This is a genomic window from Pseudomonas sp. B1(2018) (assembly GCF_003097365.1).
Lineage (GTDB): Bacteria > Pseudomonadota > Gammaproteobacteria > Pseudomonadales > Pseudomonadaceae > Aquipseudomonas > Aquipseudomonas laurylsulfatiphila.
Window position 1 is genome coordinate 78,979 of record NZ_PYUK01000007.1, and the last position, 17,299, is coordinate 96,277.

15 protein-coding genes and 2 tRNA genes are annotated in these 17,299 nt (G+C 58.7%); 16 read left to right on the forward strand and 1 reads right to left on the reverse strand.

All coding sequences use genetic code 11. The features are described from left to right. Positions 1-96: 96 nt before the first annotated feature. The 3 genes from carB to C9422_RS12910 are packed head-to-tail and all read left to right on the forward strand — an operon-like array spanning position 97 to position 4,230. Positions 97-3,318 carry a carbamoyl-phosphate synthase large subunit gene (gene carB / locus C9422_RS12900; RefSeq protein ID WP_116580923.1) on the forward strand — a complete coding sequence of 1,074 codons (3,222 nt, stop codon included), beginning with the start codon at positions 97-99 and terminating at the stop codon, positions 3,316-3,318. Between the two features lie 2 nt (positions 3,319-3,320). Next, positions 3,321-3,797 carry a transcription elongation factor GreA gene (gene greA, locus C9422_RS12905; RefSeq protein WP_032829443.1) on the forward strand — a complete coding sequence of 159 codons (477 nt, stop codon included), beginning with the start codon at positions 3,321-3,323 and terminating at the stop codon, positions 3,795-3,797. Between the two features lie 28 nt (positions 3,798-3,825). Next, entirely contained in the window at positions 3,826-4,230 is a 405-nt protein-coding gene (locus tag C9422_RS12910) for an MFS transporter (RefSeq protein WP_116581068.1), read from the forward strand. A 9-nt stretch (positions 4,231-4,239) separates the two neighbouring features. Here C9422_RS12910 and C9422_RS12915 read toward each other — a convergent pair whose 3' ends face one another. Continuing rightward, positions 4,240-4,548: a YhbY family RNA-binding protein gene (locus C9422_RS12915; RefSeq protein ID WP_007942889.1), complete on the reverse strand. Its 309-nt coding sequence runs from the start codon at positions 4,546-4,548 to the stop codon at positions 4,240-4,242. A gap of 105 nt (positions 4,549-4,653) precedes the next feature. Here C9422_RS12915 and rlmE point away from each other — a divergent pair, with 105 nt between their 5' ends. The 13 genes from rlmE to truB all read left to right on the forward strand — a co-directional run bounded on the left by rlmE (position 4,654) and on the right by truB (position 17,275). Continuing rightward, on the forward strand, positions 4,654-5,286 hold the full coding sequence (gene rlmE / locus C9422_RS12920) for a 23S rRNA (uridine(2552)-2'-O)-methyltransferase RlmE (protein ID WP_007988685.1): 633 nt from the start codon (positions 4,654-4,656) through the stop codon (positions 5,284-5,286). Between the two features lie 199 nt (positions 5,287-5,485). Beyond that, positions 5,486-7,396 (forward strand): ATP-dependent zinc metalloprotease FtsH, encoded by a 1,911-nt coding sequence (gene ftsH / locus C9422_RS12925; RefSeq protein ID WP_033047686.1) that lies wholly within the window; start codon positions 5,486-5,488, stop codon positions 7,394-7,396. Between the two features lie 8 nt (positions 7,397-7,404). Continuing rightward, on the forward strand, positions 7,405-8,256 hold the full coding sequence (gene folP, locus C9422_RS12930; RefSeq protein WP_102698876.1) for a dihydropteroate synthase: 852 nt from the start codon (positions 7,405-7,407) through the stop codon (positions 8,254-8,256). A gap of 16 nt (positions 8,257-8,272) precedes the next feature. Then, on the forward strand, positions 8,273-9,610 hold the full coding sequence (glmM, locus tag C9422_RS12935) for a phosphoglucosamine mutase (RefSeq protein ID WP_116580924.1): 1,338 nt from the start codon (positions 8,273-8,275) through the stop codon (positions 9,608-9,610). 66 nt (positions 9,611-9,676) lie between these two features. Beyond that, the gene (gene tpiA / locus C9422_RS12940; RefSeq protein ID WP_007988681.1) at positions 9,677-10,432 is read left to right on the forward strand and encodes a triose-phosphate isomerase; all 756 of its coding nucleotides are present in this window, start codon (positions 9,677-9,679) and stop codon (positions 10,430-10,432) included. Between the two features lie 4 nt (positions 10,433-10,436). After that, positions 10,437-10,820: a preprotein translocase subunit SecG gene (gene secG / locus C9422_RS12945; protein WP_017336473.1), complete on the forward strand. Its 384-nt coding sequence runs from the start codon at positions 10,437-10,439 to the stop codon at positions 10,818-10,820. Between the two features lie 22 nt (positions 10,821-10,842). Next, positions 10,843-10,928, forward strand: a tRNA-Leu gene (locus tag C9422_RS12950). Positions 10,929-11,025: 97 nt separating this feature from the next. Next, positions 11,026-11,102 (forward strand) — tRNA-Met (locus C9422_RS12955). 138 nt (positions 11,103-11,240) lie between these two features. Then, complete coding sequence (rimP, locus tag C9422_RS12960; protein WP_007973115.1) at positions 11,241-11,699, forward strand: ribosome maturation factor RimP; 459 nt, start codon at positions 11,241-11,243, stop codon at positions 11,697-11,699. Between the two features lie 59 nt (positions 11,700-11,758). Next, on the forward strand, positions 11,759-13,240 hold the full coding sequence (gene nusA / locus C9422_RS12965) for a transcription termination factor NusA (RefSeq protein ID WP_007973112.1): 1,482 nt from the start codon (positions 11,759-11,761) through the stop codon (positions 13,238-13,240). A 27-nt stretch (positions 13,241-13,267) separates the two neighbouring features. Then, a complete protein-coding gene (gene infB, locus C9422_RS12970; protein ID WP_007973110.1) occupies positions 13,268-15,793 on the forward strand; it encodes a translation initiation factor IF-2 in 2,526 nt (841 codons plus the stop codon). A 159-nt stretch (positions 15,794-15,952) separates the two neighbouring features. Then, the gene (gene rbfA / locus C9422_RS12975; protein WP_007973108.1) at positions 15,953-16,354 is read left to right on the forward strand and encodes a 30S ribosome-binding factor RbfA; all 402 of its coding nucleotides are present in this window, start codon (positions 15,953-15,955) and stop codon (positions 16,352-16,354) included. Positions 16,355-16,357: 3 nt separating this feature from the next. Beyond that, the gene (gene truB / locus C9422_RS12980) at positions 16,358-17,275 is read left to right on the forward strand and encodes a tRNA pseudouridine(55) synthase TruB (RefSeq protein ID WP_116580925.1); all 918 of its coding nucleotides are present in this window, start codon (positions 16,358-16,360) and stop codon (positions 17,273-17,275) included. Positions 17,276-17,299 lie beyond the last annotated feature (24 nt).

Sequence of the window (17,299 nt, forward strand, 5' to 3'; positions counted from 1 at the left end):
AGCTTGAGGGTGGCCCCGCACCGGCGGCCCCCTCAAGGCTTCAGAGATTGAACAAGACGGCTTGCCGACTGACCTGCGGATTTGAGTGACAAACCCATGCCAAAACGTACAGACATTAAAAGCATCCTGATTCTCGGCGCTGGCCCGATCGTGATCGGCCAGGCCTGCGAATTCGACTACTCCGGCGCCCAGGCCTGTAAAGCCCTGCGCGAGGAGGGTTACCGCGTCATCCTGGTGAACTCCAACCCGGCCACCATCATGACCGACCCGGCCATGGCCGACGCCACCTACATCGAGCCGATCAAGTGGCAGACCGTTGCCAAGATCATCGAGAAAGAGCGTCCGGACGCGCTGCTGCCGACCATGGGTGGCCAGACCGCCCTGAACTGCGCCCTGGACCTGGAGCGCGAAGGCGTTCTGGAGAAGTTCGGCGTAGAGATGATCGGTGCCAACGCCGATACCATCGACAAGGCTGAAGACCGTTCGCGTTTCGACAAGGCGATGAAGTCCATCGGCCTGGCGTGCCCGCGTTCCGGTATCGCCCACAGCATGGAAGAGGCCAACGCGGTCCTCGAGAAGCTTGGCTTCCCGTGCATCATCCGTCCGTCCTTCACCATGGGCGGCACCGGTGGCGGTATCGCTTACAACCGTGAAGAGTTCGAAGAAATCTGCGCCCGTGGTCTGGACCTGTCGCCGACCAAAGAGCTGCTGATCGACGAATCGCTGATCGGCTGGAAAGAGTACGAGATGGAGGTTGTCCGCGATAAGAAGGACAACTGCATCATCGTCTGCTCCATCGAAAACTTCGATCCGATGGGCGTGCACACCGGTGACTCGATCACTGTGGCTCCGGCACAGACCCTGACCGACAAGGAATACCAGATCCTGCGTAACGCCTCCCTGGCGGTGCTGCGCGAGATCGGCGTGGAAACCGGTGGTTCCAACGTTCAGTTCGGTATCTGCCCGAACACCGGCCGCATGGTCGTGATCGAAATGAACCCGCGCGTATCCCGCTCCTCGGCGCTGGCTTCGAAAGCCACCGGCTTCCCGATCGCCAAGGTCGCGGCCAAGCTGGCTGTGGGCTACACCCTCGACGAGCTGTCGAACGACATCACCGGCGGCAAGACCCCGGCGTCCTTCGAACCGTCCATCGACTACGTCGTGACCAAGTTGCCACGTTTCGCCTTCGAGAAGTTCTCCAAGGCTGACGCGCGCCTGACCACTCAAATGAAGTCGGTCGGTGAAGTCATGGCCATCGGCCGTACCTTCCAGGAATCCCTGCACAAAGCCCTGCGCGGCCTGGAAGTTGGTGTTTGCGGCCTGGACGAGAAGGTTGATCTGGCCAATCCGGAAAGCATGAGCGTGCTCAAGCGCGAGCTGACCGTGCCGGGCGCCGAGCGTATCTGGTACGTGGCGGACGCCATGCGCGCCGGCATGAGTGTTGAAGATATCTTCGGCATGACCATGATCGATCCTTGGTTCCTGGTGCAGATGGAAGACCTGATCAAGGACGAAGAGAAGGTCAAGACCCTGGGTCTGACCAGTATCGACCGTGACCTGATGTTCCGTCTCAAGCGCAAAGGCTTCTCCGACATGCGTCTGGCCAAGCTGCTGGGCGTGACCGAGAAGGCCCTGCGTGCTCACCGTCACAAGCTGGAAATCTTCCCGGTCTACAAGCGCGTCGACACCTGCGCGGCCGAGTTCGCCACTGACACCGCTTACCTGTACTCGACGTATGAAGAAGAGTGCGAAGCGGCGCCATCGGGTCGCGACAAGATCATGATCCTGGGTGGCGGTCCGAACCGTATCGGCCAGGGCATCGAGTTCGACTACTGCTGCGTTCACGCGGCACTGGCCCTGCGCGATGATGGTTACGAGACCATCATGGTCAACTGCAACCCGGAAACCGTTTCCACCGACTACGACACCTCTGATCGCCTGTACTTCGAGCCAGTGACCCTGGAAGACGTGCTGGAAATCGTTCGCGTCGAGAAGCCGAAAGGCGTGATCGTCCAGTACGGCGGCCAGACCCCGCTGAAACTGGCCCGCGCCCTGGAAGCTGCCGGCGTGCCGATCATCGGCACCAGCCCTGACGCCATCGACCGCGCCGAAGACCGTGAGCGCTTCCAGCAAATGGTCCAGCGCCTGAACCTGCGTCAGCCGCCAAACGCCACCGTGCGCAGCGAAGACGAAGCCATTCGTGCCGCGGCCAAGATCGGTTACCCGCTGGTGGTGCGCCCGTCCTACGTACTGGGCGGTCGTGCGATGGAAATCGTCTACGAAGAAGAAGAACTCAAGCGCTACCTGCGTGAAGCGGTTCAAGTGTCCAACGACAGCCCGGTGCTGCTGGACCACTTCCTCAACTGCGCCATCGAGATGGACGTGGATGCGGTTTGCGACGGCAAGGACGTGGTGATCGGCGCGATCATGCAGCACATCGAGCAGGCCGGTGTTCACTCCGGTGACTCCGCGTGCTCGCTGCCGCCGTACTCGCTGCCGGCGCACATCCAGGACGAGATGCGCGAGCAGGTCAAGAAAATGGCCCTGGAACTGGGCGTGGTCGGCCTGATGAACGTGCAGTTGGCGCTGCAAGGCGAAGACATCTACGTCATCGAAGTCAACCCGCGTGCTTCCCGTACCGTACCGTTCGTGTCCAAGTGCATCGGTGTTTCCCTGGCGATGATCGCAGCACGCGTGATGGCCGGTAAAACCCTGAAAGAACTGGGTTTCACCAAGGAAATCATCCCGAACTTCTACAGCGTGAAAGAGGCGGTGTTCCCGTTCGCCAAATTCCCTGGTGTTGACCCGATCCTCGGCCCGGAGATGAAGTCGACCGGTGAAGTGATGGGCGTGGGCGACACCTTCGGTGAAGCGTTCGCCAAGGCCCAGATGGGTGCCAGCGAAGTGTTGCCGACCGGCGGTACTGCGTTCATCAGCGTACGTGATGACGACAAGCCACTGGTTGCGGGCGTGGCCCGTGATCTGATCAACTTGGGCTTCGAAGTGGTTGCCACTGCCGGGACTGCCAAGCTGATCGAGGCTGCAGGCCTGAAAGTGCGCCGTGTGAACAAAGTGACCGAGGGTCGTCCGCACGTGGTCGACATGATCAAGAATGACGAAGTCACGCTGATCATCAACACCACCGAAGGTCGTCAGTCGATCGCTGATTCGTACTCCATTCGTCGTAATGCCCTGCAGCACAAGATTTACTGCACCACCACCATTGCTGCTGGCGAAGCCATCTGCGAAGCGCTGAAGTTCGGTCCCGAGAAGACCGTGCGCCGCTTGCAGGATCTACACGCAGGATTGAAGGCATGAGCATAACGAAGTACCCAATGACCGTTCAGGGCGCTCGCGCCCTGGAAGAAGAGCACACTCACCTGACCAAGGTCGTTCGTCCGAAGCTCAGCCAGGACATCGGTACGGCCCGCGAGTTGGGTGACTTGAAGGAAAACGCCGAATACCACGCTGCCCGCGAGCAGCAGGGTATGGTCGAGGCGCGGATCCGTGACATCGAAGGCCGCATGCAGAACGCGGTGATCATCGATGTGACGACCATTCCTCACACCGGCAAGGTGATTTTCGGCACCACCGTCGAAATCGCCAACGTCGAAACCGATGAAAGCGTGACTTACCAGATCGTTGGTGAGGACGAGGCTGACATCAAGCTCGGCAAGATTTCCGTCGGTTCGCCGATCGCTCGCGCCTTGATTGCCAAGGAAGAGGGTGATGTGGTCGCCGTGAAAACGCCTGGCGGTGTTATCGAGTACGAGATTGTCGAAGTTCGCCACGTCTGAAGGCTGGCGCCCGTTTCGTGCGGGCGCCATGCTTTGGCAACTGACCCAGATGTTGTGGGTCGGTGGCTTGTGGCTGTTACAAGTGGGTCTGTTGCCGGTGCTGGGCCGAATTGGCCTGGCGCCGCTACTGATCGACGAAATAGCAGGCACGCTCAATGCGTTGGTAGTGGGATTCGCTACGGCGTGTTTGATTTTTCAGGCTTTGGTGCTGATTAAGGCCGAGGGCCTTGTCAGTCTATGGCGGGATATACGCGGGCAACTGCTGTTGATGGCACTGTATGCGTGCGCGATGTACTTCGTGGTGCGCTTCGGATGGCCGGATGCGCTGCGTTGGCAGGCGTTCAGCTATCTTGTTCTGGGTTTTTCCGGGCTGGTGCTGGTGTTGCAGCCGGTGCCGGGATGGAGTGGCAGGGTGCGCCAGGCACACCCTTGACCCTTGCCATCACTTGAAGCGATGGACGTTCGACAGCTGCTTGTTGACGCTGAAGTTCTTGCGGTAGATCAGCGCCATCTTGCCGATGACCTGAACCAGATCCGCTTTGCCGACCTTGCAGAGCTCTGCAATGGACGCCAGGCGCGATTCGCGATCGAGGATGTTGAGCTTGATCTTGATCAGCTCGTGATCCGCCAAAGCGCGTTCGAGTTCGGCTAACACACCTTCAGTCAAACCATTGTCTGCCACAATCAAAACCGGTTTCAGATGGTGGCCAATGGATTTGTACTGTTTCTTCTGCTCTTGAGTGAGCGGCATAATCTGACCCCTGCGTCTGATCTTGTAAAAAGCGGCGGCCAGTTTACCCGAGCGAGTCCGGGACCGCCCAGTTAATCACGACCCGTTTTAATTCCGAGGTATCCCGTGGCCCGTTCCAAGACAAGCCTTAAGTGGCTGCAAGAACATTTCAACGACCCATTCGTCAAAATGGCACAGAAAGACGGGTACCGTTCCCGCGCCAGCTACAAGCTGCTGGAGATCCAGGAAAAGGACCGTTTGATCCGCCCTGGCATGAGCGTAATCGACCTGGGTGCGGCTCCGGGTGGCTGGTCGCAGGTGACCAGTCGTCTGATTGGCGGGCAGGGCACACTGATCGCTTCTGACATTCTTGAAATGGACAGCATCCCCGACGTCACCTTCATTCAAGGCGACTTTACCGAGGACGCCGTGCTGGCCCAGATCCTCGACGCCGTCGGAAATAAAGAAGTAGACCTTGTGATTTCCGACATGGCCCCCAATATGAGTGGATTGCCGGCCGTTGATATGCCGCGCGCGATGTTCCTGTGCGAACTGGCGCTGGATCTGTCGACGCGGGTGCTCAAGCCCGGTGGTGATTTTTTGATCAAGATTTTCCAGGGCGAAGGTTTCGACGAGTTCCACAAGAGCGTTCGCCAGCAGTTCGAGAAGGTGCAGATGCGCAAGCCGACCTCGTCGCGCGACCGTTCTCGCGAGCAGTACCTGCTGGGTCGCGGTTTCCGCGGTCGCAGTGAGGAATGAGTGAATTTTCGATCGGGGTGATAGGATTTTTGTATTACGCCTTGTCAGAATTAGCGAATATTGTGTAGGAAGTGTTTCACAAAGGGTTACAGACGGCGCCTGCCAAGTTGTAGGTAATGTAGTAAGTTAGGCCGGTGAATATCATGCGAAGCGCGCGCCAGTAGCGGAGCTTGCTTCAGAGGGTAGTTAATTGAACGATATGGCAAAGAATCTGATCCTGTGGTTGATCATCGCGGCTGTCCTGGTGACGGTGATGAACAACTTCTCCAGCCCTAACGAGCCGCAGACCCTCAACTATTCCGACTTCATCCAGCAGGTCAAGGATGGCAAGGTCGAGCGCGTGGCGGTTGATGGCTACGTGATTACCGGCAAGCGCAACGATGGCGACAGCTTCAAGACCATTCGCCCGGCGATCCAGGACAACGGCCTGATCGGCGACCTGGTGGACAACCACGTCGTGGTCGAAGGCAAGCAGCCTGAGCAGCAAAGCATCTGGACCCAACTCCTGGTCGCCAGCTTCCCGATCCTGGTGATCATCGCCGTGTTCATGTTCTTCATGCGGCAGATGCAGGGCGGTGCCGGTGGCAAGGGCGGGCCGATGAGCTTTGGCAAGAGCAAGGCGCGCCTGCTCTCCGAGGATCAGGTGAAAACTACCCTGGCTGACGTTGCCGGTTGCGACGAAGCCAAGGAAGAGGTCGGCGAGCTGGTCGAGTTCCTGCGCGATCCGGGCAAGTTCCAGCGCCTGGGTGGCCGGATTCCTCGCGGTGTGCTGATGGTCGGTCCTCCGGGTACCGGTAAAACCCTGCTGGCCAAGGCTATCGCCGGCGAAGCCAAAGTACCTTTCTTCACCATTTCCGGTTCCGACTTCGTCGAGATGTTCGTCGGTGTGGGTGCCAGCCGTGTTCGCGACATGTTCGAACAGGCCAAGAAACACGCTCCATGCATCATCTTCATCGACGAAATCGATGCGGTCGGTCGCCATCGTGGCGCTGGCATGGGGGGTGGTCACGACGAACGCGAGCAGACGCTCAACCAGTTGCTGGTCGAGATGGACGGCTTCGAAATGAATGACGGCATCATCGTGATTGCCGCGACCAACCGTCCTGACGTGCTGGACCCTGCGTTGCTGCGTCCAGGCCGTTTCGACCGTCAGGTTGTGGTCGGTCTGCCGGACATTCGTGGCCGCGAACAGATTCTCAAGGTTCACATGCGCAAAGTGCCAATGGGTGACGACGTTGCTCCGGCCGTGATCGCTCGTGGTACCCCGGGCTTCTCCGGTGCCGATCTGGCCAACCTGGTGAACGAGGCGTCGCTGTTCGCTGCCCGTGCCGGCAAGCGCATCGTCGAAATGAAAGAATTCGAACTGGCGAAAGACAAGATCATGATGGGCGCCGAGCGCAAGTCCATGGTCATGTCCGAGAAAGAAAAGCAGAACACGGCTTATCACGAAGCGGGCCACGCCATTGTGGGGCGCGTCGTGCCTGAGCATGATCCGGTGTACAAGGTGTCGATCATCCCGCGCGGTCGTGCGTTGGGTGTGACCATGTTCCTGCCGGAAGAGGATCGTTACAGCCTGTCCAAGCGTGCATTGATCAGCCAGATCTGCTCGTTGTATGGCGGTCGTATCGCTGAAGAAATGACCCTGGGCTTCGATGGCGTGACCACCGGTGCTTCCAACGACATCATGCGTGCCAGCCAGATTGCGCGGAACATGGTGACCAAGTGGGGTCTTTCGGAAAAACTCGGTCCGTTGATGTATGCCGAAGAAGAGGGTGAAGTATTCCTCGGTCGCGGCGGTGGCGGTCAAAATGCAAGCTTCTCCGGCGAGACAGCCAAGCTGATCGACTCCGAAGTGCGTAGCATCATCGATCAGTGCTACGGCACGGCGAAGCAGATTCTCACCGACAACCGTGACAAGCTCGATGCCATGGCTGATGCCTTGATGAAGTACGAAACCATCGATGCCGAGCAGATCGACGACATCATGGCGGGTCGTACGCCTCGCGAGCCACGCGACTGGTCGGGTGGCACGGGTACTTCCGGCACCCCGCCGGTGGTACAGGATGAGCGTCCGGAAACACCGATCGGCGGTCCTGCTGCTGACGTATAAGGTTTGAAATGACTTCTGTTCAGTCCTCGACCCGGTTGCCTTGCGGCAACCGGGTTCTTGATTTGGCCCAGACGCATGTCATGGGTATCCTCAATGTCACTCCAGACTCGTTCTCCGATGGTGGCCAATACAGCCAGCTCGACGCGGCCATGCGCCACGCCGAAGCCATGGTGGCGGCCGGCGCGACGCTGATCGATGTCGGTGGCGAGTCCACCCGTCCCGGTGCCAGGGCGGTGTCGCCGCTGGAAGAGCTGGAGCGCGTAGCGCCGATTGTCGAGCGCATTGCTCGCGAGCTGGACGTGATCATCTCGGTCGACACCTCAACGCCAGCCGTCATGCGTGAAACGGCGCGTCTGGGTGCCGGGTTGATCAATGACGTACGTTCGTTGCGTCGCGATGGCGCGCTGGATGCCGCGGCGGCCACCGGTCTGCCGGTTTGCCTGATGCATATGCTGGGCGAGCCAGGCGATATGCAGGACAATCCGCAGTATCAGAACGTTACAAGGGAAGTCGGTGAGTTTCTCGCCGAGCGCATGGTTCAATGTTCGTTGGTGGGCATTCCAGCGGAGCGGATCATTCTTGACCCCGGCTTTGGTTTCGCCAAGACCTTGCAGCACAACCTGAGCTTGTTCAAACATATGGAAGCCCTGCATGCCCTGGGGCGCCCCCTGTTGGTCGGGGTTTCGCGAAAGAGCATGATTGGCCAGGCATTGAATCGTCCGGTGGGAGACCGGCTGTATGGCGGTTTGGCGCTCGCGGCGCTGGCTTCGGCGAAGGGTGCGCGTATATTGCGCGTCCATGATGTAGCCGAAACAGTGGATGTGGTGCGGATGATCGCCGCAGTGGAATCAGCCGAATAAGAATGATGGAGCACTTATGAGCAAAAAATATTTTGGCACCGATGGTATTCGTGGGCGTGTCGGCGAGTACCCGATTACTCCTGATTTCATGCTCAAGCTCGGCTGGGCTGCCGGCATGGCGTTCCGCAAGATGGGCGCCTGCAAGGTATTGGTAGGCAAGGACACCCGGATCTCCGGCTACATGTTCGAGTCTGCACTTGAGGCGGGGCTTACTTCCGCAGGTGCCGATGTAATGCTCCTGGGTCCGATGCCGACCCCGGCGATTGCCTACCTGACGCGCACCTTCCATGCCGAGGCCGGCATCGTGATCAGTGCGTCGCACAATCCGCATGATGACAATGGCATCAAGTTCTTCTCCGGCAAGGGCACCAAGCTTCCGGATGAGGTTGAGCTGATGATCGAAGAATTGCTCGATACGCCAATGACCGTGGTGGAGTCGAGCAAGATCGGCAAGGTATCGCGAATCAACGACGCTTCGGGACGCTATATCGAATTCTGCAAGAGCAGTGTGCCCACCGGCACCAGCTTCACCGGCATGAAGATCGTGATCGACTGTGCTCACGGTGCGACCTATAAAGTGGCGCCGAGTGTGTTCCGTGAGCTGGGCGCGGAAGTCGTCGTGCTGTCGGCGCAGCCGAACGGGTTGAACATCAACGACAATTGCGGTTCGACCCACATGGGGCCGCTGCAGGCTGCCGTCGTGGCTGAGCATGCCGATCTGGGCATCGCCTTCGATGGTGACGGCGATCGTGTTCAGATGGTCGACCACACGGGTGCGGTGGTCGATGGCGACGAGTTGCTGTTCATCATTGCCCGTGACCTGCATGAGCGCGACAAGCTGCAGGGCGGCGTCGTTGGAACCCTGATGAGTAACCTGGGGCTGGAGCTGGCCCTGGCTGATCTCGGTGTTCCCTTCGTGCGTGCCAATGTCGGTGACCGCTACGTGATTGCCGAATTGCTGGAGCGCAACTGGATCGTGGGCGGTGAAAACTCCGGACACGTTGTGTGCTTCAGTCACACCACCACCGGTGATGCAATCATTGCTGCGCTGCAGGTGCTGATGGGGCTGCGCGCGCGGGATGAAAGTCTGGCGCAGGCTCGTCAGGCGCTGCGCAAGTGCCCTCAGGTGCTGATCAATGTGCGTTTCGGCGGTGGTGCAAATCCCCTGGAGCATCCATCGGTCAAGGAAGCCAGCGAACGTGTGACCAAGGCCATGGCAGGTCGGGGGCGTGTGCTGTTGCGCAAGTCCGGAACCGAGCCGCTGGTGCGTGTGATGGTCGAAGGTGAAGACGAAACCCTGGTTCGCGGCTATGCCGAAGAGCTGGCAAAACTGGTTACTGAAGTTTCTGCCTGAATTCGGCTTGCCAGCCTTGATTGTGTTGGGTAACATCTGCGCCCACTTTGACCGACGAGGTACAGCATGCGTCGCCCTATGGTAGCTGGTAACTGGAAGATGCACGGTACCCGCGCCAGCGTCGCTGAGCTGATCAACGGCCTTCGTGACTTGGCCTTGCCGAGCGATGTTGATGTCGCGGTATTCCCGCCTTTTTTGCATATCAATCAAGTGATTGATGGCTTGAAAGGAAAGTCGATTTCGGTCGGCGCGCAGAATTCTGCGGTGGAGTCCGGGCAAGGTGCGTTGACCGGTGAAGTTGCACCGAGTCAGTTGGTGGATGCAGGTTGTTCCCTGGTGCTTGTCGGGCACTCCGAACGCCGCCAGATCATGGGCGAGCAGGACGGAATGCTGATCCGCAAGTTCGCAGCGGCACAGGCATGTGGCTTGATTCCGGTGTTGTGCATAGGGGAAACCCTTGAGCAGCGTGAAGCCGGAAAAACTCTTGAGGTTGTCTCGCGTCAGCTGGGCAGTATCATTGAGGAGCTGGGTGTCGGTGCCTTTGCCAAGGCAGTGATCGCTTACGAGCCGGTCTGGGCCATTGGCACCGGGCTGACTGCAACGCCGCAACAGGCGCAGGATGTGCACGCAGCCATTCGCGCCCAGTTGGCGGCAGAGAATTCTGAAGTCGCACAAGGTGTGCGGCTTCTATACGGCGGCAGCGTGAAGGCGGCCAATGCGGTCGAACTGTTCGGCATGCCGGATATCGATGGGGGTCTCATTGGTGGGGCTTCCCTGAATGCAGATGAGTTCGGTGCGATTTGTCGCGCCGCGGGAAACTGAAAAAATGCTGGAAACAGTCGTAGTCGTTTTTCATCTGCTGGGTGCATTGGGCGTAGTAGCTCTGGTTTTGCTGCAGCAGGGTAAAGGTGCGGACGCTGGCGCGTCTTTCGGAGCAGGTGCTTCAAATACTGTGTTCGGAAGCCAAGGTTCCTCTACCTTTCTTAGTAAGTTTACTGCTATACTTGCCGCAGGTTTCTTCATAACCAGCTTGGGGTTAGGTTACTTTGCTAAAGAGAAGGCTCACCAGCTGACTCAAGTAGGTCTCCCAAATCCAGCGGTACTGGAAGTTCCAAAGCAACAACCGGCTTCTGATGATGTCCCGGTGCTTCAAGAGCAAAAGTCGGCTACTCCAGCGACTGACGTACCTCCAGCTCAAGAGCAGAAGTAAGAAGGGTTTCAAACGTAGTATTGCCGAGGTGGTGGAATTGGTAGACACGCAACCTTGAGGTGGTTGTGCCCATAGGGTGTAGGGGTTCGAGTCCCCTTCTCGGTACCAATTAGTCAGGAGAGCCCGCTGTTGCGGGCTTTCTTGCAGGTGGAAGGTTACATTGACCCTGTAGGGGATCGGTCGTATACTTCCGCCCCAGCTTTGTCGCGGGGTGGAGCAGTCTGGTAGCTCGTCGGGCTCATAACCCGAAGGTCGTCGGTTCAAATCCGGCCCCCGCAACCAGTTTAAGGAGCCCCTTTTAAGGGGCTTTTTGTTAGCTGGACACTTTCTACGCCGCTGTTCGACGGCGTTTCAAGGATGGGCGTTTCGCCCATTTTTTTATTTTGCATAGCATGCACATACATGCACTAGGGGGTTCAGGTGTCGAGCAAGCTAGAAGAGTTGCAGGCCTTGCTGGCCCCGGTGGTCGTGGCCCTAGGCTATGAATGCTGGGGTATCGAGTTTTCGGCTCAGGGTCGTCACTCGATGTTGCGCGTTTATATCGATAAAGAAGGCGGCGTGCTGGTGGACGATTGTGCCATCGTCAGCCGTCAGATCAGCGGTGTGCTGGATGTTGAAGATCCGATCTCCGTTGAATACACCCTTGAAGTTTCCTCGCCTGGCATGGAACGCCCTCTGTTCACTCTTGAGCAGTTTGCAAAATTTGCCGGTGAACAAGTGAAGATCAAGCTGCGCTCGCCTTTTGAAGGACGACGCAACTTTCAGGGCCTTCTGCGCGGCGTAGAAGAGCAGGATGTCGTGGTGCAGGTAGAAGACCATGAGTTCCTGTTGCCGATCGATATGATCGACAAGGCCAACATTATTCCCAGTTTTGACTGAGGCGTGCCAGATACTGCGGATCCCGCGGATCCAATGGCTTGCGAAAGGCGAGGCGTACGATGAGCAAAGAAGTACTGCTGGTTGTTGAGTCGGTATCCAACGAAAAGGGTGTACCGGCAAACGTGATTTTTGAAGCGCTGGAGCTGGCCCTGGCCACTGCGACCAAAAAGCGTTTCGAAGACGAAGTTGATCTGCGTGTGGAAATCAACCGCCACACGGGTGCCTACGAGACTTTCCGTCGCTGGACGGTCGTCGAAGAGGCAGACTTGGACGATCCGGCCATCGAAACCTGGCCGAGCAAGGTTGCTGAAACGCACCCTGGCGCCAAGGTCGGTGACGTTGTCGAAGAGAAAATCGAGTCCATCGAATTCGGCCGCATTGCTGCACAGACTGCCAAGCAAGTCATCGTGCAGAAAGTTCGCGAAGCCGAGCGCGCTCAGGTTGTTGACGCTTATCGCGAGCGCCTGGGTGAAATCATCTCTGGCACCGTGAAAAAAGTCACCCGCGACAACGTGATCGTTGATCTGGGCAACAACGCCGAAGCGTTGCTGGCCCGTGAAGACATCATTTCTCGCGAAACTTTCCGGGTTGGCGTGCGTCTGCGTGCGCTGCTCAAGGAAATCCGCACCGAGAACCGCGGCCCGCAGCTGATCCTGTCGCGTACCGCGCCGGAAATGCTGATCGAGTTGTTCCGCATCGAAGTGCCGGAAATTGCCGAAGGCCTGATCGAAGTGATGGCTGCGTCCCGTGATCCGGGATCCCGCGCCAAGATCGCCGTCCGCTCCAAGGACAAACGCATCGACCCGCAAGGCGCTTGCATCGGTATGCGCGGTTCGCGCGTCCAGGCAGTGTCGGGTGAGTTGGGCGGTGAGCGTGTTGACATCGTTCTGTGGGACGACAACCCGGCTCAGTTCGTGATCAACGCCATGTCCCCGGCCGAGGTTGCGGCAATTATCGTTGACGAAGATGCCCACGCAATGGACATCGCCGTTGGCGCAGACAATCTGGCTCAGGCCATTGGTCGCGGTGGTCAGAACGTGCGTCTGGCCAGCCAGTTGACTGGCTGGACCCTGAACGTGATGACCGAATCGGACATCCAGGCTAAGCAGCAAGCAGAAACCGGCGACATCCTGCGCAACTTCATCGACGAGCTGGAAGTCGACGAAGAGCTGGCTCAGGTGCTGGTAGATGAAGGCTTCACCAGCCTGGAAGAGATTGCCTACGTACCGCTGGAAGAAATGCTCAACATCGACGGCTTTGACGAGGAAATCGTCAACGAGCTTCGTGCTCGTGCCAAGGATCGCTTGTTGACCAAAGCCATCGCTACTGAGGAAAAGCTGGCAGACGCCCATCCGGCCGAAGACCTGCTCTCGCTTGAGGGTATGGACAAGGATTTGGCGATGGAACTGGCGGTGCGCGGCGTAGTTACCCGCGAAGACCTGGCCGAGCAGTCTATTGACGACCTGCTCGACATCGACGGCATTGACGATGATCGTGCCGGCAAGTTGATCATGGCCGCCCGAGCCCACTGGTTCGAGTAATTAGGCGCGGCCTGAGGAGAGAAGTGCATGACGCAAGTCACGGTGAAACAACTGGCCGATGAGGTCAAAACACCGGTAGAGCGCCTGTTGCAGCAGATGCGTGAGGCAGGTCTGCCGCACACCGCCGCCGAAGAAAGTGTGACTGACAGTGAGAAGCAATCGTTGCTGACTCACTTGAAAAGCAGCCACAAGGCGAAAGTGGAAGAACCACGCAAGATTACGCTGCAGCGTAAAACCACCAGCACCCTGCGGGTTGCCGGCAGCAAAAGCATCAGCGTTGAAGTACGCAAGAAGAAAGTCTTCGTACAGCGCAGCCCGGAAGAAATCGAAGCCGAGCGCAAGCGTGAACTGGATGAACGTCGCGCAGTAGAAAATGCTGCACGTCAGAAGGCTGAAGAAGAAGCCAAGCGTCGCGCTGAAGAAGAAGCGCGTCGCCAGCCTGCTGCTGCGCCGACCGCTCCAGCCGAACCTGTTGCAGCTCCTGCTGTGGTAGCCGAGCCAGTGCGTGAAAGCGCACCGGTTGTGGCAGCCGCTCCGGCACCTGCGGCAGACACTCGCAAGCGCGACGAACAGCGTCGTCCGGACAAACCACGAGCCGACGACAACAATCGTCGCGGTGGTGGCGATGGCGAGCGCAAAAACGCTCCGCATCGTGCTTCGGTCAAGGAAAAGGCGCCAGCGCCACGCGTTGCCCCACGTACTACCGACGAAGAAAGCGATGGCTTCCGTCGTGGTGGTCGCGGCAAGGCCAAGCTGAAGAAGCGCAACGCCCACGGTTTCCAGAGCCCGACCGGCCCTGTCGTGCGCGAAGTGAAGATCGGCGAGACCATCACTGTGGGCGATCTGGCCCAGCAGATGTCGGTCAAGGCTGCTGAAATCATCAAGTTCATGTTCAAACTGGGTACTCCAGCGACCATCAACCAGGTACTGGATCAGGAAACTGCCCAACTGGTTGCCGAAGAGCTGGGCCACAAAGTGACCCTGGTCAGCGACACCGCCCTGGAAGATTCCCTGGCCGAGTCCCTGAAGTTTGAAGGCGAGGCAGTTTCCCGTGCGCCGGTCGTGACCGTAATGGGCCACGTTGACCACGGTAAGACTTCCCTGCTCGACTACATCCGTCGTGCCAAGGTTGCTGCTGGCGAAGCCGGTGGTATTACCCAGCACATCGGCGCATACCACGTTGAAACCGACCGTGGCATGGTGACGTTCCTCGACACCCCTGGTCACGCCGCGTTTACCGCGATGCGTGCCCGTGGTGCCAAGGCGACCGACATCGTGATCCTGGTGGTTGCAGCGGACGACGGCGTAATGCCGCAAACCATCGAAGCTGTTCAGCACGCCCAGGCTGCTGGCGTTCCGCTGGTTGTCGCTGTGAACAAGATCGACAAGCCAGGTGCTGACCTCGATCGCATCCGTAGCGAACTGTCGGTTCACGGCGTGACCTCGGAAGAGTGGGGTGGCGATACTCCATTCGTCCCGGTTTCGGCGAAGATGGGTACCGGTGTAGACGAACTGCTCGAAGCCGTTCTGCTGCAAGCCGAAGTCCTGGAACTGACTGCAACCCCATCGGCCCCTGGCCGTGGTGTCGTGGTTGAATCCCGCCTGGACAAGGGCCGTGGCCCGGTGGCTACCGTGCTGGTTCAAGACGGTACCCTGCGTCAGGGCGACATGGTCCTGGTCGGTTCGAACTATGGCCGCGTGCGCGCCATGCTCGACGAGAACGGCAAGCCAATCAAGGAAGCCGGTCCGGCCATCCCTGTCGAGATCCTCGGCCTGGACGGTACCCCGGACGCTGGCGACGAGATGAGCGTGGTTGCCGACGAGAAGAAAGCCCGTGAAGTGGCTCTGTTCCGTCAAGGCAAGTTCCGCGAAGTCAAACTGGCTCGCGCTCACGCCGGCAAGCTGGAAAACATCTTCGAAAGCATGGGTCAGGAAGAGAAGAAGACGCTCAACATCGTCCTCAAATCCGACGTCCGTGGTTCGCTCGAAGCGTTGAACGGCGCCTTGAACGGCCTGGGTAACGACGAAGTGCAAGTGCGTGTGGTCGGTGGCGGCGTCGGTGGTATCACCGAATCCGATGCCAACCTGGCACTGGCCTCCAACGCTGTACTGTTCGGCTTCAACGTGCGTGCCGATGCCGGTGCGCGCAAGATCGTCGAGCAGGAAGGTCTGGATATGCGTTACTACAACGTGATCTACGACATCATCGAAGACGTCAAGAAAGCCCTGACCGGCATGCTCGGCAGCGATGTTCGCGAGAACATCCTGGGCATCGCCGAAGTGCGTGACGTGTTCCGTTCGCCGAAGTTTGGCGCGATCGCCGGTTGCATGGTTATCGAAGGTGTTGTGCACCGTAACCGTCCAATCCGTGTACTGCGTGAAGACATCGTTATCTTCGAAGGCGAGCTGGAATCCCTGCGCCGCTTCAAGGATGACGCTTCCGAAGTACGTGCCGGCATGGAATGCGGTATCGGCGTGAAGAGCTACAACGACGTCAAGGTCGGTGACAAGATCGAAGTCTTCGAGAAGGTGCAGGTTGCTCGCAGCCTCTAATTCGCGCACTTCAGGAGCCGTGACGGGTAGCCGCATGCAAATGCGCAATTCGTCACCAGGACTCTAAACGCAACGCCCGGTCTGGCTTTTGTCAGGCCGGGCGTTTGCCGCTTTCAGACCTTGCGGGTTTCACCGTGGGGCAGTTACAGGTAACAAGACATGGCAAAAGAATACAGCCGTACCCAACGTATCGGCGATCAGATGCAGCGTGAGCTGGCACAACTGATCCGTCGTGAAGTCAAAGACCCGCGCGTCGGCCTGGTCACCATTACCGCAGTGGAAGTCAGCCGTGACGTCGGTCACGCCAAGATCTTCATCACCGTGATGGGGCAGGACAGCGCCGAAGAAATCGCACAAAGCATCAAGGTGCTGAACTCCGCCGCCGGTTTCCTGCGCATGCAGCTGGCTCGCGAGATGAAGCTGCGCAGCGTTCCACAGCTGCACTTCCACTACGACGAAAGCGTCGTGCGTGGTGCGCATCTGTCGGCATTGATCGAGCGCGCAGTGGCTGAAGACAATCAGCATCCGGTTGCGGCAGAAGCCGAAGACACCAAGGAGTAACCGGTGGCTCAGGTCAAACGTATCCGTCGTAACGTCAGCGGCATTATCCTTCTCGACAAGCCGCTGGGGTTCACCTCCAACGCGGCCTTGCAGAAGGTTCGCTGGTTGCTCAACGCCGAAAAGGCAGGTCATACCGGCAGTCTCGATCCCTTGGCCTCCGGCGTGTTGCCGCTGTGCTTCGGCGAGGCCACCAAGTTCTCGCAATACCTGCTCGATTCCGACAAGGGTTACGAAACCCTGGCGCAACTGGGCAAGACCACCACCACGGCGGATGCCGAAGGTGAAGTTTTGCAGGAACGCCCGGTGACCGTTGGTCGCTCCGATATCGAGGCTGTACTGCCGAAATTTCGTGGGCAAATCAGTCAGATACCGCCGATGTACTCGGCGCTCAAGCGTGATGGCCAGCCGCTGTACAAGCTGGCTCGTGCAGGCGAAGTAGTGGAGCGCGAACCGCGTTCTGCTACTATTACGCGCTTGGAATTGCTGGCCTTCGAAGGAGATACTGCGCGGCTGGCGGTGGATTGCAGCAAAGGCACCTATATCCGTACCCTGGTGGAGGATATCGGTGAGCAACTCGGTTGTGGCGCTTATGTTGCAGAACTGCGACGTACCCAGGCCGGGCCATTCACCCTGGCGCAGACTGTTACCCTCGAAGAGCTGGAAGCGGTACATGCCGAAGGCGGCAACGAAGCGGTCGATCGCTTCCTGATGCCATCAGACAGCGGCCTGCTGGATTGGCCACTGTTGCAGTTCTCCGAAGCAAGCGCGTTCTACTGGCTCAACGGTCAGCCGGTGCGTGCCCCGGATGCTCCGAAGTTCGGCATGGTGCGGGTACAGGATCACAATGGTCGCTTCATCGGTATCGGTGAAGTGAGCGAAGACGGGCGCATCGCGCCGCGTCGACTGATTCGGTCAGAATGACCGAAACCAGTCCGCGTAATACCG

Excerpts from the sequence above, each read along its gene's own strand:
- nusA (WP_007973112.1), top strand. The coding sequence starts at position 11,759 with ATGAGCAAAGAAGTACTGCTGGTTGTTGAGTCGGTATCCAACGAAAAG.
- C9422_RS12915 (WP_007942889.1), bottom strand. The coding sequence starts at position 4,548 with ATGCCGCTCACTCAAGAGCAGAAGAAACAGTACAAATCCATTGGCCAC.
- tpiA (WP_007988681.1), top strand. The coding sequence starts at position 9,677 with ATGCGTCGCCCTATGGTAGCTGGTAACTGGAAGATGCACGGTACCCGC.
- carB (WP_116580923.1), top strand. The coding sequence starts at position 97 with ATGCCAAAACGTACAGACATTAAAAGCATCCTGATTCTCGGCGCTGGC.
- infB (WP_007973110.1), top strand. The coding sequence starts at position 13,268 with ATGACGCAAGTCACGGTGAAACAACTGGCCGATGAGGTCAAAACACCG.
- ftsH (WP_033047686.1), top strand. The coding sequence starts at position 5,486 with ATGGCAAAGAATCTGATCCTGTGGTTGATCATCGCGGCTGTCCTGGTG.
- rbfA (WP_007973108.1), top strand. The coding sequence starts at position 15,953 with ATGGCAAAAGAATACAGCCGTACCCAACGTATCGGCGATCAGATGCAG.
- glmM (WP_116580924.1), top strand. The coding sequence starts at position 8,273 with ATGAGCAAAAAATATTTTGGCACCGATGGTATTCGTGGGCGTGTCGGC.
- secG (WP_017336473.1), top strand. The coding sequence starts at position 10,437 with ATGCTGGAAACAGTCGTAGTCGTTTTTCATCTGCTGGGTGCATTGGGC.
- C9422_RS12910 (WP_116581068.1), top strand. The coding sequence starts at position 3,826 with ATGCTTTGGCAACTGACCCAGATGTTGTGGGTCGGTGGCTTGTGGCTG.
- folP (WP_102698876.1), top strand. The coding sequence starts at position 7,405 with ATGACTTCTGTTCAGTCCTCGACCCGGTTGCCTTGCGGCAACCGGGTT.